Annotated in this window: 11 protein-coding genes; 5 read left to right on the top strand and 6 right to left on the bottom strand. The window is 51.6% G+C overall.

The features are described from left to right. Nucleotides 1–133: 133 nt before the first annotated feature. Entirely contained in the window at nt 134–994 is an 861-nt protein-coding gene (locus tag KDX31_11655; protein UTW02014.1) for a LysR family transcriptional regulator, read from the top strand. A gap of 15 nt (nt 995–1009) precedes the next feature. Here KDX31_11655 and KDX31_11650 read toward each other — a convergent pair whose 3' ends face one another. Continuing rightward, nucleotides 1010–2770, bottom strand: a complete 1761-nt coding sequence (locus KDX31_11650; protein UTW02013.1) for a DEAD/DEAH box helicase — start codon at nt 2768–2770, stop codon at nt 1010–1012. Nucleotides 2771–3021: 251 nt separating this feature from the next. Between KDX31_11650 and KDX31_11645 the strand changes: the two genes are divergently transcribed. Beyond that, the gene (locus KDX31_11645) at nt 3022–3831 is read left to right on the top strand and encodes a mechanosensitive ion channel (GenBank protein ID UTW02012.1); all 810 of its coding nucleotides are present in this window, start codon (nt 3022–3024) and stop codon (nt 3829–3831) included. A gap of 44 nt (nt 3832–3875) precedes the next feature. Here the strand turns inward: KDX31_11645 and KDX31_11640 are convergent, their stop codons facing one another. The 3 genes from KDX31_11640 to KDX31_11630 all read right to left on the bottom strand — a co-directional run bounded on the left by KDX31_11640 (nt 3876) and on the right by KDX31_11630 (nt 7932). Continuing rightward, nucleotides 3876–6104 (bottom strand): hypothetical protein, encoded by a 2229-nt coding sequence (locus KDX31_11640; GenBank protein UTW02011.1) that lies wholly within the window; start codon nt 6102–6104, stop codon nt 3876–3878. 93 nt (nt 6105–6197) lie between these two features. After that, on the bottom strand, nt 6198–6461 hold the full coding sequence (yidD, locus tag KDX31_11635) for a membrane protein insertion efficiency factor YidD (GenBank protein UTW05381.1): 264 nt from the start codon (nt 6459–6461) through the stop codon (nt 6198–6200). Nucleotides 6462–6546: 85 nt separating this feature from the next. Continuing rightward, nucleotides 6547–7932 (bottom strand): PhoH family protein, encoded by a 1386-nt coding sequence (locus tag KDX31_11630; protein UTW02010.1) that lies wholly within the window; start codon nt 7930–7932, stop codon nt 6547–6549. A 132-nt stretch (nt 7933–8064) separates the two neighbouring features. Here KDX31_11630 and cobB point away from each other — a divergent pair, with 132 nt between their 5' ends. Together cobB and KDX31_11620 are read left to right on the top strand one after the other, a co-directional pair. Then, nucleotides 8065–8772, top strand: coding sequence for an NAD-dependent protein deacylase (cobB, locus tag KDX31_11625; GenBank protein ID UTW02009.1), 708 nt, complete (start codon nt 8065–8067; stop codon nt 8770–8772). Between the two features lie 169 nt (nt 8773–8941). Beyond that, the gene (locus KDX31_11620; protein UTW02008.1) at nt 8942–10324 is read left to right on the top strand and encodes an LOG family protein; all 1383 of its coding nucleotides are present in this window, start codon (nt 8942–8944) and stop codon (nt 10322–10324) included. Between the two features lie 14 nt (nt 10325–10338). Here the strand turns inward: KDX31_11620 and KDX31_11615 are convergent, their stop codons facing one another. Further along, nucleotides 10339–13362 carry an L-glutamate gamma-semialdehyde dehydrogenase gene (locus tag KDX31_11615; GenBank protein ID UTW02007.1) on the bottom strand — a complete coding sequence of 1008 codons (3024 nt, stop codon included), beginning with the start codon at nt 13360–13362 and terminating at the stop codon, nt 10339–10341. Between the two features lie 183 nt (nt 13363–13545). Further along, a complete protein-coding gene (locus KDX31_11610) occupies nt 13546–14730 on the bottom strand; it encodes an acetyl-CoA C-acyltransferase family protein (protein ID UTW02006.1) in 1185 nt (394 codons plus the stop codon). A 160-nt stretch (nt 14731–14890) separates the two neighbouring features. Here KDX31_11610 and KDX31_11605 point away from each other — a divergent pair, with 160 nt between their 5' ends. Beyond that, nucleotides 14891–15832, top strand: coding sequence for an AEC family transporter (locus KDX31_11605; GenBank protein UTW02005.1), 942 nt, complete (start codon nt 14891–14893; stop codon nt 15830–15832). The last annotated feature ends 11 nt before the right edge of the window (nt 15833–15843 follow it).

Genomic DNA, 15843 nt, shown 5'->3' with positions numbered 1-15843 from the left:
TTGATGTTTATTTATAAGCGTATATATTAATATGATTCATCACAAACGAATTATTGAGAACAAATAGTTCTTAAATTGAGAATGGTTGATTGGATTGTATACTGTCTGTTGACCTTGTTTGCTGGAGACTAAGTTGGAACTGATAGCACTGAAAACCTTTGAAAAGGTCGCTAAAGAGGGCGGTATTCTGGCGGCGGCAAAGCAGATGAATACTGTCCAGTCTAATGTCACCACGCGGATTCAGCGGTTGGAAGAGGAGCTGGGCGTCAAGCTGTTTTCCCGCAAGGGCCGGGGGCTTGAGTTAACCCGTCCGGGTGTGATTCTGCTGGAATATGCTCAACAGATTCTGCAACTGGAGCGGCAGGCGGGGATGGCGGTCAGGCTGGCCGATAAAGGTGCTGCTGAGATCAAAATCGGCGCAATGGAATCTTTCACCGCAACCCATCTGCCGCAGTTGCTTGGGGCACTGAGGGAGAGTTGTCCAAAGCTGAAACCGCAAGTCACCGCTACAACCACTGCCGAGTTACTCAGAGCGGTGCTGGAGCACCATATCGATTGTGCCTTTGTTGGCGGACCGATCAGTCATCCCGACCTGATCAGTGTGGATGTGATGAGCCAGGAGCTGGTGTTAGTTAAGCCGAAAACAGTTGCTGCGGCTGATAATCTGGTGCTGTTCCGGGAGGGTTGCGTGTATCGGCAAAAAGCACTGCAGTGGTCCCGTGACTATCAGAATAACCGCTATGGTCTGAGTGAGCTGGGCACCCTTGAGGGAATTCTCGGATGTGTGGCTCAGGGACTGGGTGTGACGCTGATGCCCCGCAATGTCGTAGAACTATCGATCTATCGTAACAGTCTGACCTTCGAAACCCTGCCGGATGAGGTTGCCGTGGTGCCGACCCAGTTTATCCGTCACCGCAATACTCCGCGGTTGAAAGTTATTGAGGCTCTGTTTGATTCCCTGCGTTGGTTACCGGACCGGGCAGAGGCTGTTTAAGCATCAGAGCAGGGTTTATAGCTGATTCGCTTTACGGTAGTTACCCTGATAATCAAAGATTCTCTCCTGTACCCGCCAGTACTGTCCGGACTTGCGGGCAACAACGAAATCCGGGGCGCTAAACAGCTGTGATTCCGCTAATACTTCATCTACTGAATTGAACTGCTGTGGCGCTAAGCTATGAGCAAAGCGGCGGCCGAAGAGATCGTTAAATCGCTTGCGCTGCTTGCTGTTGTGCAGATCAAACAGTTCACTCAGCTCTTCCCCCTGTTCATCATGATAGATCACCCGGAGTCGGCCATTTGATTCGGTCATGGATATGCCGGCACAACGGATCACCATCGCATCCTTCAGCTTAAGGGCCGCTTTCAACTGATCATCCGGATCAATGATGGCGTGGCCGCACTGGTGACAGTTACGCGCCGCAATATCGTTCTCCGCATTGCACTGAGGGCATTCTTTAAACCGAAAACGGTAATCGCACTGTACTGCTTTGCCCTGAGACAGGGTGTCATGCTCCCGCTGGACTAAGCCCTGGCAACGCCGGCCATAGTGCTCAATAATATTGCCCTCCTCATCGGTCTTGCCCCAGAAAATATTGGCAAATTCGCACAGGGGGCAGAATACCTGCACCGGTATACTGCTGCTATCCGGTTTCGGTTGTCCCACTTCGGGTGCAAAAAGATCGAAACCGTTACCGGCGTAGTCCATTACCAGGCAGTCCTTTTTGCCCTCTGCCAGTCGCAACCCGCGGCCTGTGATCTGTTGAAACAGGGAGACGGACTGGGTGGGTCTCAGGATTGCGATAAAATCCACATGGGGGGCATCGAAACCGGTGGTCAGAACCGCGACATTGACCAGATATTTTATTTTTCTCTCTTTATAGCGACTGATCAGTTGATCCCGTTCAGCACTGGGGGTGGCACCGGTAATCAGCGCGGTTTGTCCATCCGGAAGGTAGCCGCATATTTCATGGGCATGTTTGACGGTTGCCGCAAACACCATTACCCCGCAGCGTTCTGCCGCCAGTTCCATGATCTGCTCGCAGATCGCCCGGGTGACCCGAGGGTGACTAATCAGTAACTGGTTAACTTCAGCTTCGGCATAGTTGCCCGCTTTATTAGCGTTGAGCGCAGAAAAGTCATACTGGGCGATGGGCGCGTCTACCATCTTCGGAGGTGTAAGAAAGCCTCGCCTGATCATATATTGCAGGGGAAGCTCATAGATGCAGTGTTCAAAGGGCCGTGGGTCGCTGCTGCGGCAGAATCCCCGGTAGTGATAACGATAGATCCAGCCAATCCCCATACGGTAGGGCGTTGCGGTTAACCCCAGCAGTTTCAGTCCGGGATTATACTCCCTGAGCTGGGCAAAGATCTGTTGGTACTGACTGTTTTCATCATCGCTGATCCGGTGGCACTCATCGATAATCACCAGCGAATGCTCTGTAGCGAAGTCTTTGAGGTTACGGGCGACAGACTGAACGCTGGCAAAGGTGACCTGGTAATGACTCTGTTTTTGTTTCAGCCCGGCGGAATAGAGTCCGCCTTCCAGCCCGTAGCTAAGGTATTTGTTGTGATTCTGTTCAACCAGCTCTTTTACATGGGCGAGTACCAGTATTTTGCGTCGGGCCAGTCGGGCCAGCTCAGCAATGACCAGGCTTTTTCCTGCACCGGTTGGCAGAACGATCACTGCAGGGGCATCACTTTTACGAAAATGTACCAGCGTTGCCTCAACCGCGTCGCGCTGATAATCACGCAGCTGAAAACTACCCGACATATACATTACCGGGCTGGCTTTGAGCGTTGGCCAATGATTTGGCCATACCTTTTGAGGGTTTATAGAATTGCAGCATACGGCTATTCTAGCGTGGAAATGGCTGATTTAAACGGGCTTTTTGGCTGATAATATGAGATATTTCAGCCCACAGAGGGGAGGCGCTCAGTATTCTTTCCATCGCTGAGTGTAATGCGTCTATTCTGAGATAATATTTTTAATTTGCAGTGTCTATGACAAAAGAGGAAATGGAAATGGATCTATCTTTTTTCGATGTTTACGTATTGCCCTGGGCTATTAATATCGCCCTTGCTGCGGCTATTTTTATAGTCGGTCGGATGGTTTCAAAAGTCTTGGTAAACCTGCTGGGTAAAGCACTCCGCAAAGGCAAAATGGAGGAGATCCTGGTCAACTTTATCTCCTCTATCGCCAACATTTTGCTGTTGTTGGTGGTGATTGTTGCGTCACTTGACCGTTTAGGTGTCGATACAACCTCGCTGATCGCTTTGGTGGGTGCCGCCGGTCTGGCAGTGGGTCTGGCACTGCAGGGTTCATTACAGAACTTTGCTGCAGGCGTAATGCTGATTGTATTCCGTCCATTCAAGGAGGGTGACTTCGTCGAAGCGGCCGGTGTTGCCGGTGTTGTTGAGCATATCAGTATCTTTAATACGATTATGCGTACCGGCGATAACAAAGAGGTGATTGTACCGAATGGTAATATCTACAGCGGTGTTATCACTAACTTCTCTGCCCGTGATACCCGGCGGGTCGATATGGTTTTTGGTATCGGATATGGCGACGACCTGAAAAAAGCCAAGGCGCTGCTGGAAGAGATTGTTACCAGTGACGAACGGGTTCTGAAGGAGCCTGCACCGGTAATCGCTGTGTCTGAACTGGCCGATAGCAGTGTTAACTTCGTCGTGCGTCCATGGGTGAAGTCTGGTGATTTCTGGGCGGTAAAGTTTGATACCACCGAAAGCGTTAAGCTGCGCTTCGACGAGGAAGGTATCTCCATTCCTTTCCCGCAGATGGATGTTCATCAGTACAAGCACGAAAGCAACTGAATCAGTTTGCTTCTAAACAGCCGCTTATGCGGCTGTTTTTTTATCTACTTTTTAAGCTGAGTCACTTCAGCGTCTAACGCTTTTTCAATCTTCAGGCTGCTTTCAATCTGCAGTTTGAGAGTCTCATTTTCCTGTCGCACCTTCTGGGTTTCAAGTCGGGTGCGGAAGATCTCCTGATAACGGGCTTCAAGCCGGGCCTCCAGATCTTCAATCTGTTTGTTTTGCATACTGATCGTCTGCTCATGCTTTTTGATCTTATTTTGCAGGTTATTGATCAGGCCGTAGCTCTGGCTGTCTGTTTCAGGATCGTTGAGGTTTTCATGCCCGGGCATTCGTTGCTGATTAAGTTCGACCACCAGATGACTATAGAGCGCCTTAAGGTCAGTGGCTTCCCGGGTGTTATAGCGAATATTGCTCTCCATCGCCTTATGGGCACTGGCAGCGCCAATAGAGCCGGCGAGAAGATGTTCGAGCATGCGATGGAACTCAAGTAGCTCGATAATGGCAATATGGCTTTTGCCGGTGACCTGCAGGTCTTCTGTGATTTGCAGCAGGGCGTCCTTGGTTTTGTCTTGATTCAGATAACTTTCCAGCAGTGTCTGGGCTTCATTCAGCTTATCATCCAGTGGGATGTAGCGGTCCAGCCCTGTAGGCCGGGCCCTTTGGCTGGGGGCGGGCTTCATTGCACAGAGAAATTCTGTGGACAGGTTTCGCTCTGCTTTATGAGGACTGTAAAGGAGTGAGCCGCAGATATAGAAACCGATATTCACCAGCATGGTCCAGAATACACTGTGAGGTATTGAGCCTATCTCACCAAAGCCAAACAGTGCTTCAGGGCGTAACAGCGAAAAACCATACAACCCCTCATTGAGAATAGATTCCGGCAGCCAGCCATGACTGATAAATGCCGGAACCATCAGCGTATATATCCACATCAGGAAACCCGCCAGCAAACCCGACAGGGCGCCGGCACTATTCCCGCGGTTCCAGAACAGTCCGCCAAGCAGCGCCGGAGTAAATTGCAGCACTGCGACAAACGAAATGAGTCCTATGGCCACCAGAATATAGGAATCAGTGAACTCAATGGCAAAACCATAACTGCCCAACAGTATCACCGCTGCCAGTAACCAGCGAATCTGCAGCAGATAGGGTTTAATAAAGCGACAGGCCGGCATTCTTTCCAGTACCGGAAGAATCAGGTGATTTGAAGCCATGGTGGAGAGGGTCATGGTGGTTACAATGATCATTCCGGTGGCCGCCGAAAAGCCGCCGATAAATGCCAGCAGTGTCAGCGCGTTGTTTCCCGCCAGCTGCGGTAGCAGCAGAACATAATAATCGGCGGATTCCTGTGGCAGTCCCATCAGCAGACCACCGGCGGCAATCGGTACCACGAACAGGTTGATCAGGATCATATATAACGGCAGCACCCAGATAGCCGTTTTAATATGTTTATGATCCGCATTCTCAACCACCGCTACATGGAACATACGCGGGAGATTCTGGATTGCCGCAAAGCTTAAAACGATCAGTGTCAACCACATGATGCCTGAGTTTGCGGTGCCGCTGATCTGTACTACCCGTTCAAACCCCTCATCAAACAGGCGCTCGGTAATATCATCAAAACCATCAAACAGACTGAAACTGACAAACAGTCCGATGGTAATAAATGCAACCAGCTTCACCAGGCATTCGGCCGCCAGTGCCGTCATCATCCCCTGGTGCCGTTCGGTGGGATCTAAACGGCGCATACCAAACATGATAGTAAAGGCGACCATGAACAGGGTTATCAGTAAACCGGATAATCCCCAGCCCATGGGGGAGCTATCATGATCGGTAATCAGCTGGAATGATGCGACCACTGCTTTCAGTTGCAAAGCGATATAGGGCAGGACACCCAGCAGGGCGATCAGGGTTACCAGTGCGGCGATGGTTTCGGAGCGGTTATACCGGGTGGAGATAAAGTCAGCGATGCTGGTAATGCGGAAAATCTCTTTGGCAAACACCATGCGTCGCAAGGTGACCCACCAGAATGCAATGCCCAGCATCGCACCGAGATAGACCCCCAAAAACTGCAGTCCGGAACTGGCGGCAAAGCCAACGCTGCCATAAAAGGTCCAGGAGGTATGGTAGACCGCCAGCGACAGGCAGTAGACCCAGGGGCTTTTAAAACCCTCCCCGCGAGTCTGTGTACGTCTTTCAACTAATTGTGCGATACCGAAAAGTACCGCCATATACAAAGTAATGGTGAGAATAACAGTAAGAGAGCTAAACATCCTGATCCTTACTCTGACAGCTTAGTTTGTAAATCAGATAGTTAAGCTATAGCTGGCTTCGCTTCTCAGGTCAATTAAAGGTTACCCAAAATCTTATTCAGGCGGAGCCGTATGGTTAGGTTTATTTGCACTGCAACATGCCGGTGGCACTGGGTCATATCCGCCTGGATGACCGGGGTGGCATTTACCCAGGCGTTTAATGCCCAGCCAACAGCCTTTCAATACACCGTGCGTTTCGATCGCCTCAACCGTATACGCTGAACAGGTTGGGTAGAAGCGGCAGTTTGGCCCCAGAAACGGACTGATCAGGTATTGGTAGGTACGGATCAGAAAGATAAAGCAGCGTCGTAGAATCATCCTGTAAGTGTAGCGCTGCGGGGGAGTGCGAGACAAGAAAAAGCCGCGATCTGTCGCGGCTTTGAGTGAATGACGGCTCAGCGAATCAGAGATGCTCTTCTGCGTACTCCGCCAGTCTGGAACGGAAAATACCTTCTAAGTGGATGGTTGAGGCCCCTTCAAAGCCCTTAAATCGCTCGACTACATAGGTCAGACCCGAGGTCAGCGCGGTCAGGTAATTAGAGTCGATCTGCGCCAGATTCCCCAGACAGATCATCTTACTATCCTTGCCGCAGCGGGTAAGAATGGTTTTCAGCTGCTGCGGTGTCAGGTTTTGTGCTTCATCAATCAACACGACTGCGTTCTGAATGCTTCGGCCGCGAATAAAGTTAAGTGACTTAAACTGGATGTTGGCTTTCTCAATGGCATATTTAACACTGCTCTGAGGACGCTCATCACCTTCGTGCATCGCTTCCAGGTTGTCGTGAATTGAGCTCAGCCAGGGCGTCATTTTCTCCTCTTCGGTACCCGGCAGGAAACCGATATCTTCTGCCACCGGAGGGGTGGAGCGGGTGACGATAATCTTGTTGAAACGCCCCTCTTCAATGACCATCTCCAGGGCGCAGGCCAGCGCGATCAGGGTTTTACCCGAGCCGGCAGCACCGTTTAGCAGGCACAGATCGATAGCGGGATCCTGAATCGACTGCATGGCAAATGCCTGAAAGATATTGATCGGATGAATACCCCAGCACTCCTGCTGCATCAGCTTATCGTAGCCGAGATCCAGCAGAACGATCTCTTCATGGCTGACAGACACTACCCGCGCTGCGAAGTCTTTAGAGTCATCATAGATATACTGGCAGGGATAGGTGTCCGGTAGCAGATCCGGACTGATTTTATGATAGGTGTTGGCGCCTTCCTGATAACTTTTGACCTTATCGACTTTTTCCCAGAAATTACCATCGATATGGTAGTGTCCGGAGGGCAGAAGTTCCAGATCGGAGACGAGCTGGTCCTTACGATAATCCTCTACTTTCTGCAGTCCTGCGCCCATCGCTTTCAGGCGCATATTGATATCTTTGGTAACGAGAATAATTTCGCGATGGGGATCGCTGCCCTGCAGATGCAGTGCACAATTGATTATATGATTGTCGTTGTTCTTGTTATCCGGGAGGAAACCCTGACGGGTAGTGAGTTCGTGATCAGGAAATATACTCAGTTTACCCAGCCGTGAGGTATCTTCGGTTCCGGGAACCTTAATCTGTACTCCTTTGAGTATCTGGGATGGGGTGGCGGCGCTGAGGATATTATCGATGGTGCGGATTACGTGCCGGGCTTCCTGGGCGACGCTTTGTTTACGGTCTTTGATGCTGTCCAGCTCTTCCAGGACGGTCATCGGTATAGAGACATCCTGTTCTTTAAACTCGTACAGGCAGTTAGGGTCATGCAGTAAAACGTTGGTATCGAGGATATAGAGTTTATCAGCACTCATACAAGGGTTCCTTCTCGAGCCGACTCAGATGTTTACACAGTAACCGGCAAAAAAACTCCGGTCTGTATGGTTAGTTAAGCAGAAGTTGACGTAGGATAAAACCCACGAGTCACCATTTTTAAGGAGCAGGGTGTGCAATATCAGAATATTGTGGTTCTTACCGGTGCCGGAATATCGGCTGAATCAGGCATCAGGACGTTTCGGGCGGCGGATGGTTTGTGGGAAAACCATCGTATTGAAGATGTCGCTACGCCTGAAGCATTTGAGCGCGATCCTGAGCTGGTTCATCAATTCTATAATCAGCGGCGCGAACAATTATTGCTGCCGGATATCCGTCCCAATCCGGCACATCAGGCGCTGGCGAAGCTGGAACAGGGCTGTACAGAGCAGTTCCTGCTGGTGACCCAGAACATCGATAACCTGCATGAGCGTGCCGGCAGTCACAACCTGATTCATATGCATGGGGAGCTGCTCAACCTGCGCTGTATCACCTCGGGCCAGGTGTTTAGTAATCACCAGCCGGTGGCACCGGAAGCCCGTTGTCGCTGCTGTGATCAGGCAGGCACACTGAGACCGGATATTGTCTGGTTTGGCGAGATGCCGATGCAGATGGAGCTGATCTATGAGGCGCTGGAAAGTTGCGATCTGTTTGTCTCCATCGGCACTTCCGGTCATGTCTATCCGGCGGCCGGTTTTGTTGAAGTGGCTAACAGTGTTGGGGCTGAAACGGTTGAAATTAATCTTGAACCGTCGAAAAAGCAGTCCGCTTTTGATCGCCACATTTATGGGCCGGCCAGTCGCGAAGTTCCGCTGTTTGTTGAAAGTTTGATCAATAGTTAATTCTTTTTTATCAACAGGTTACTGGAGCTGTAACGATGTGTTAACTATAGTGTAACCTGAACTTTATATTTTTTAGAGGAGTCAGATAGTTTATAGAGGGACCTGACACGCCCTGTGTACAGCCGGAAATATTTTCTGCGCTGGGGTATTTAATTAGAGGGGCAAGACCATGATGACCGAGCAATTTGTAACGGCCAATATTACGCCACTGGATAGTCTGGACACACTTTCACCCTATGAGGTTGCAAAGCTTCAGGATCGTAATCAGGCGGGTTTATATCCCCTGTTCAGACAGTGCTCCCTTGCGGTGCTCAACTGTGGCAGCGAACTGGACAGTACCAAGCAGGTACTGGAAAAGCATAAAGACTTTGATATCAGGGTGAGTGATAAGCATCGCGGTGTGCAGCTGGAACTGATTAATGCACCCGCCAAGGCATTTGTCGACGGTGAGATCATTCAGGGTATTCGTGAGCATCTGTTCTCTGTGGTACGGGATCTGCTCTATGTCGGCGATGAGCTGGATAAGTGCTGCGATGGTCTGCAGGAGGGGGAGCAGATCACCAATATGGTGTTTCATATTCTGCGTCACGCCAAGGCGATAGAACCCCATGTGAAGCCGAACCTGGCGGTTTGCTGGGGCGGTCACTCCATCAGCAGAGAAGAGTATATCTACACTAAGCAGGTCGGCTATGAGCTTGGCCTGCGAGCTATGAGTGTCTGTACCGGATGCGGCCCTGGCGCGATGAAAGGGCCGATGAAAGGCGCGACTATCGCGCATGCAAAACAGCGGATCTCCGACGCCCGTTATGTGGGTATATCCGAACCGGGCATTATTGCTGCCGAATCGCCCAATCCGATTGTTAACGAGCTGATCATCATGCCGGATATAGAGAAACGGCTGGAAGCGTTTGTCCGGCTGGGGCATGGCATTATTGTTTTTCCCGGAGGTGCGGGTACGGCGGAAGAGATTCTCTATATATTGGGTATCCTGCTCCATGAACGCAACTGTACCTGTCCGTTCCCGCTGATCTTCACTGGTCCTGCGGGCAGTGAAGCTTATTTCGAAACGGTAGACCGGTTTATCCGTGCCACTCTGGGTGACCGGGCAGCAAATCTGTATGAGATTGTGGTGGGTGATCCCTACGAGGTTGCGCTACGAATGAAAGCGGGGCTTGATCGGGTGACGGTCTATCGTAAAGCGATCGGTGAATCATTCCACTTTAACTGGCAGCTGTATATTTCCAGTGAGTTTCAGCAACCGTTTGAACCCACCCATGAAAATATGGCCGAGCTTAACCTGACCCGGGATCAGCCTGACTATCTGCTGGCAGCGACCCTGCGCAAAGCGCTGTCTGGTATTGTCGCGGGTAATGTAAAAGCGCCGGGTATCCGCGCAATAGAGGAGTTTGGCCCGTTTGAACTGAGTGGCGAAGCCGACATGATGAATGAGCTTGATGTGTTACTGTCATCCTTTGTGTTGCAGCGTCGCATGAAGATCGATTATGAGGAATATCAACCCTGTTACCGTCTGGTTCAGGCTGAGGTAGCCTGATTTAAGCCAGCCTTTCAAGTCAGGTAGTCCTGACTGGAGGAGCAGATCGTTTCCTGGGTAAAACCGCTAAGATAGTTGGGGCTGCCAGCCTTCGGGCCGGTGCCTGACAGGCCCGTTGACGCGAATCGTTGCGAGCTGGCATAAGGGCTGCTCTGGCTGCGTTTTATCGCGATATTGGCGGGACGGAGCCGGGTGCAGATCTGCTGAATGGTCTGATTATCCTGAGAGTGAATGCTCAGTGACAGCCCGTAAACGGTGCGGTTTATCTCCTCCATTATCCGCTCAAGATTATCTTTCTGGTAGCGGATAATATGTAAAACCGGGCCAAAATGCTCCTCGCTGAGTTCATCGATGGAGTACAGACGGATCAGGGTGGGCGCGACAAAATAGCCGACATCGTGCCGGGCAGTCAGTTCTCCTTCAAATATCAACCTGTCATGTATCCTGCAGTGCTCAATATGTCCATGCAACGCTTGCAGGGCATGATTATCGATCACTGGCCCAAGGTCTGTATCCGGTTTGCCCGGGTCGCCAACAGTCAGGGTCTGGATAGCACCGATCAGCATCGATTCCAACTGGTCGGCGGTTTCCTCTTGCAGATAGAGAACCCGTAAAGCGGAGCAGCGCTGGCCGGCGCTGTTATACGCTGATTCTATAACATCTCTGACGATCAGTTCAGGCAGTGCACTGTTATCGGTAATCATGACATTCAATCCACTGGTTTCGGTTATCAGCGGCACAACAGGGGCGGACGCTCTTTGCGCCAGCAGCCGGGCTATAATGCCCGCACTACGATTCGATCCGGTGAAGGCGATGCCGCTGAGGCGAAAATCGGTGATCAGTTGTTCATCGATACTATCACTGCTGCCGGGCAGCAGGGCGATGGCGTCTTTAGCAACCCCGGCATCTAATAACAGCTGGGTGGCGCGATAAGCGATCAGAGGGGCGCTGCTGGCGGGTTTGGCAACAACCGTGTTTCCAGTCAGCAGTGCTGCAACGACCTGACCGGCCCAGATCGCCAGCGGAAAGTTCCAGGGGCTGATGCAGACAAAGATACCCCGGCCATCGTATCGCAGAACTTTCTCATCGCCGGCCATCGAAACCAGCGGCTGAGGCGCTAAACGACTGCTGGCCTGATCTGCGTATAGCCGGCACAGCGCAACGGCTTCGCGGATCTCACCCATTGCATCCCGCAGGGTTTTACCTGATTCACGGATGCACAGTGCGATCAGCTCCTCACGATGCTGTTCCAGCAGGTCTGCAAAACGGGAAATAATCATCGCCCGTCTGGATACAGTCACTCTGTTCCAGCCGACAAAGCCGGTTCTGGTCACGGTGAAGGCTTCGCGCACATCGTCAACGGAGCTGCGAAACAGCTCGCCGGTTGGCAAGCTCAGGTTAAAGGGGGAAACCGTTATCTCTGCCGGACGGGATCTGACCGGCTCCCCATTGATCAGCGGTGCAGCCAGCCACTGTGTGTTGCAAAAGCTATCAATCTTTTTTAACAGCTGCTGGCGTTGCTGTTGTGAGTCGAGAATAGTCCCTTGTGGTTTTTCATCGACTGACGCATAAACACCAGAGGAGGCTTCTAAATAATCAGGCTTTGGCGGTGCAAAGGTAAAGCCCGGCTCGCTGTTCAGTTGTCGGCGAAACAGATGTGGGGGCAGTTGCGCCTGTGTTCCTATGGTCAGGTATACCCGTTGCACGGCTTCACAGTTGTCGGCCCGCAGCAGCGTAAAGAATTTTTCGCCCAGGCTGTGTTGCCGGTGTAGTTCAAACGCTTTAGTGCTTTGTTCGGCGATGTTTAAAATCTGGCCAATAGTTGTCGCGTTGTGACTGGCAAACTGGGGCCGGAGCAGAGGGCGATGATTATCCAGCAGGTAGTGCACGCATAACCGGTATGAAAGGTCGGTTGTCTCCTGGCGTGTATAAACCGGGTAATCCGGCAGTCCCTGCTGTTGAGCATAGCCGATCTCACCGTTCAGATAACCGCCTTTGACCAGTCTCACCGGGATAGGGGTTTGTAACTCTTCGGCCAGGAAATTTAACCAGCCAAGTATCGGCAAGGCCCGTTTGGAATACGCCTGGAGAGTCACTCCTAACCCTCCCCAGCCCCGGCAGAGTTCACTGCGCAGCAGGTTTTCAAATATCTGCAGCATCAGCTCCTGTCGGCTGGACTCCTCTGCCTCCAGGGTAATCGCGATATTTTCTGAGCGGGCTAGAATCAGCAGATACAGCATACGCTGAGTCACCTCTTCAATGACCTGGTTTGACTTGAGGGGCTCCAGACGGGGATGCAGGGCGGATAGCTTGATAGACAGCGATGGTATGGGGCGGTCTGTGAAGTCCTCCGCGGCTATCGCTTTTAGCGCTTCTACACAGAGACTGAGATAGTGTCTGGCGGATTCATCCGTCACTGCAGACTCCCCCAGTATGTTAATAGTATATGCCTGGTTGTCCGGGTGATTGCGGATCTGCATCAGCCCCTGCCGAATATCGGGACTGAAGATCAGTTGCTGTCTCAGTGCGGCGACTGTATCAGACACCGTTGTGCGAATAAGTGGATAGTCAAGTTGTTGAACCAGTTGACTGAATAGGCTGCGTGCCTCGGTTTCCGCAGGGATCTGCTGCAGGCGAACGGCCTGTTTCCAGGTGGCGGTATGCTGTATAGCCGTGCTATTGAGCTCAAAGAAGGACTGCCCGTGAGTAGATGTCAGTTTCTCTTCTATGAAAGCGCTGATGCACTGCTCATCAGGCAGGTGAAGCAGTGTTTCAGCCAGCGAGATCAACGCTATCTGTTGTTCGTTGTTCAATCGGAGATCGCTGCTCAGCGGTACTGTGCAGAATGGATCTTCCGGTTGCTCTCCGACAGGTGTCAGCTTGCGGAGCGTATGCTGTTCGTTATCCGGGATAAGGTCTGAGAGTTGAGAAACCACTGCCTCTTCATTAGCACAGTAGTATGCCGGAATATTGTTCCACAGTTGCGCTGCGTTCCATTTAACGTGCTGATCTGTAAAATATAGCGAGAGAGGGAACATACAGTGCCTGTCGTTGGTAAACTAATTGAATAATAGACAGAAAACAGTCTAATAATAAACTGTCAGTGGCTCAGCCGTTTAACATGGGGAGTATATAGTTGATCAGTGGAGAGAAAAAAGCCCGCTGACAGTTTGCCGCGGGCTTGGGTTTAGCCGTTAATACAGATTTTTTACAGGCTCGTATCAAATCCGCTCAAGCAGTGCAGCAATACCCTGGCCGCCGCCGATACACATAGTTACAACCGCGTAGCGTCCAGCGCTGCGCTGAAGTTCGTAGAGCGCTTTCACGGTAATGATCGCACCGGTAGCGCCGATCGGGTGGCCCAGAGAGATACCACTACCATTGACGTTTACCTTCTCCATCGGCAGTTCAAGATCACGGCACACGGCCAGAGCCTGAGCAGAAAATGCTTCATTAACTTCCCATACATCGATATCGGTGGTGGACAGGTTATTGTCAGCCAGCAGCTTACGCACTGCGGGTACGGGGCCGATACCCATATATTTGGGTTCTACTCCGGCAAAACTGTAACCGACCAGGCGCGCCATCGGTTTCAGGCCCTTGGCTTCAGCGGTTTCCGCGGCCATTAAAGTAACCGCAGCTGCGGCATCGTTAAGGCCGGAAGCGTTACCCGCAGTGACGCTGCCGTCCTTTTTAAAGGCCGGACGGAGTTTTGCCATATCATCTGGAGTACAGCCATAGCGCAGGTGCTCATCGGTGTCGAACACTGTAACCCCTTTGCGCGACTTGAGCTCAATCGGCACGATCTGCTCTTTAAACCGGCCCTCGGTAATGGCCCGTTCGGCATTGTTGTGGCTCAATACCGCCAGTGCATCCTGATCCTCGCGGCTGATCTGCCATTTTTCAGCGATATTTTCAGCGGTTATACCCATATGCGTGTTATCAAACGGGCAGGTCAGTGCACCCACCATCGCATCCACGATAGCGGCATCTCCCATTCGCTGACCAAAACGCGCCGTGGGCATCCAGTACTGGGATTGACTCATTACTTCAGCACCGCCTGCTACAGCAGCGTCACAGACTCCCAGTTCAATCTGCTGAGTGGCAGAAATAATCGCCTGCAGTCCGCTACCACATAAGCGGTTCATTGTGACTGCAGGGGTTTCAACCGGCAGGCCACCATTGACTGCAGCGACGCGGCCCAGATACATATCCCGTCGTTCGGTGTGAATCACGTTACCAAAAACACTGTGACCGAAATCTTCCGGTGCCGCGCCTGAACGGGTTACCGCTTCACTGACACAGGTGCTGGCCAGATCGCAGGGCGTCTGAGATTTCAGGCTGCCACCAAATCCACCGATGGCAGTTCGAACGCCGCTCAGTACAACTACTTCTCTTTTGCTCATAGTTGAGTCCTATATATTAGCTGTTTGTATTTATTGTTATAGTTTGAAATGTAGTGCAGTCAGGCAGATAACTTATCACTGGCCAGCGTTAAAGGCTCTAGCCAATTAGTGAAACATTTATAACAATTTCGCTCTTTCATCTATTTATTGAGAAACATTCATGCAGCTGCTGTTTGATATCGTAATACCTGTTTTTATCCTGATGGTGCTGGGCTGGGGATGCCGCCGTTCCGGCTTGCTGGAGGAGACCAGTGCATCCGCTCTGAACCGCTATGTCTATTACATTGCCGTGCCTGCCCTGATGTTTACCTCTACCGCATCGGTTGATATTCAGTCAGTTCTGCAATGGCATTTTATCGCTGTTTATACAGGAGGCTCGGTTGTCGCGGTCGTCGTTGCCTTTTTGGGCTGGCGCCGGTTGCAGCTTACCGCCCCCCTTGACTGGACTGTGGTTGCGTTGAATTCAGCCTGGGCGAACACGGTTTATATGGGCGTACCGATATTTTATTTTATGTTTGGCGAGCGGGGCGCGCTGCCGGTTATTATCGCGACCCTGACCAGTAATCTTCTGTTTATTCTGGTGCTGGCTTTGATGTCAGAACTGCAGAACAGTCAGGGCAGTGTATGGGGCAAACTCAAAACACTGTTGTTTCAGGCGCTGCTTAAAAATCCGGTGATGATGGCTCCGGTACTGGGCATGTTGGTATCGTTAAGCGGTATTTCGCTACCGGCCATAATTTTAACTCCGCTGCAGATGCTGGCGCCTTCTGCTGCCCCCGTCGCGTTGTTTGCGCTGGGCATTTCACTCTGTGGCCTTAAAGTCGGAGCAGGCAGTTTTGAGCTGGTCTGGCTGACGCTGGTTAAGTTGGTGGTGCACCCGTTGGCAACCTTCGGACTGGCGCTTATGTTCGGGTTGGAGCCATTCTGGGGTGCCAGCGCAGTCGTTCTTGCCGCGCTGCCAACCGGCGCAATGGTGTACGTGCTGGCCCAGCAATACAACACCCGGGTGACACTGACTTCGGCAACGATTATGGTTACAACCTTGTTGTCTTTGATTACCCTGGCTGTACTGCTGCCGTTGATGAAGCAGTGGGGTGGTTAGCTGTTAAGGAG

This window comes from Amphritea atlantica (genome assembly GCA_024397875.1).
Lineage (GTDB): Bacteria > Pseudomonadota > Gammaproteobacteria > Pseudomonadales > Balneatricaceae > Amphritea > Amphritea atlantica_B.
Note: the sequence above shows the minus strand (reverse complement) of the source record. Positions and strands in the feature narration are given on the sequence as shown.

What these genes read in the sequence shown, in the direction of transcription:
- KDX31_11620 (UTW02008.1), top strand. Translation starts at nt 8,942, where the DNA reads ATGATGACCGAGCAATTTGTAACGGCCAATATTACGCCACTGGATAGT.
- KDX31_11645 (UTW02012.1), top strand. Translation starts at nt 3,022, where the DNA reads ATGGATCTATCTTTTTTCGATGTTTACGTATTGCCCTGGGCTATTAAT.
- KDX31_11640 (UTW02011.1), bottom strand. Translation starts at nt 6,104, where the DNA reads ATGTTTAGCTCTCTTACTGTTATTCTCACCATTACTTTGTATATGGCG.
- yidD (UTW05381.1), bottom strand. Translation starts at nt 6,461, where the DNA reads ATGATTCTACGACGCTGCTTTATCTTTCTGATCCGTACCTACCAATAC.
- KDX31_11610 (UTW02006.1), bottom strand. Translation starts at nt 14,730, where the DNA reads ATGAGCAAAAGAGAAGTAGTTGTACTGAGCGGCGTTCGAACTGCCATC.
- KDX31_11605 (UTW02005.1), top strand. Translation starts at nt 14,891, where the DNA reads ATGCAGCTGCTGTTTGATATCGTAATACCTGTTTTTATCCTGATGGTG.
- KDX31_11630 (UTW02010.1), bottom strand. Translation starts at nt 7,932, where the DNA reads ATGAGTGCTGATAAACTCTATATCCTCGATACCAACGTTTTACTGCAT.
- KDX31_11650 (UTW02013.1), bottom strand. Translation starts at nt 2,770, where the DNA reads ATGTCGGGTAGTTTTCAGCTGCGTGATTATCAGCGCGACGCGGTTGAG.
- KDX31_11615 (UTW02007.1), bottom strand. Translation starts at nt 13,362, where the DNA reads ATGTTCCCTCTCTCGCTATATTTTACAGATCAGCACGTTAAATGGAAC.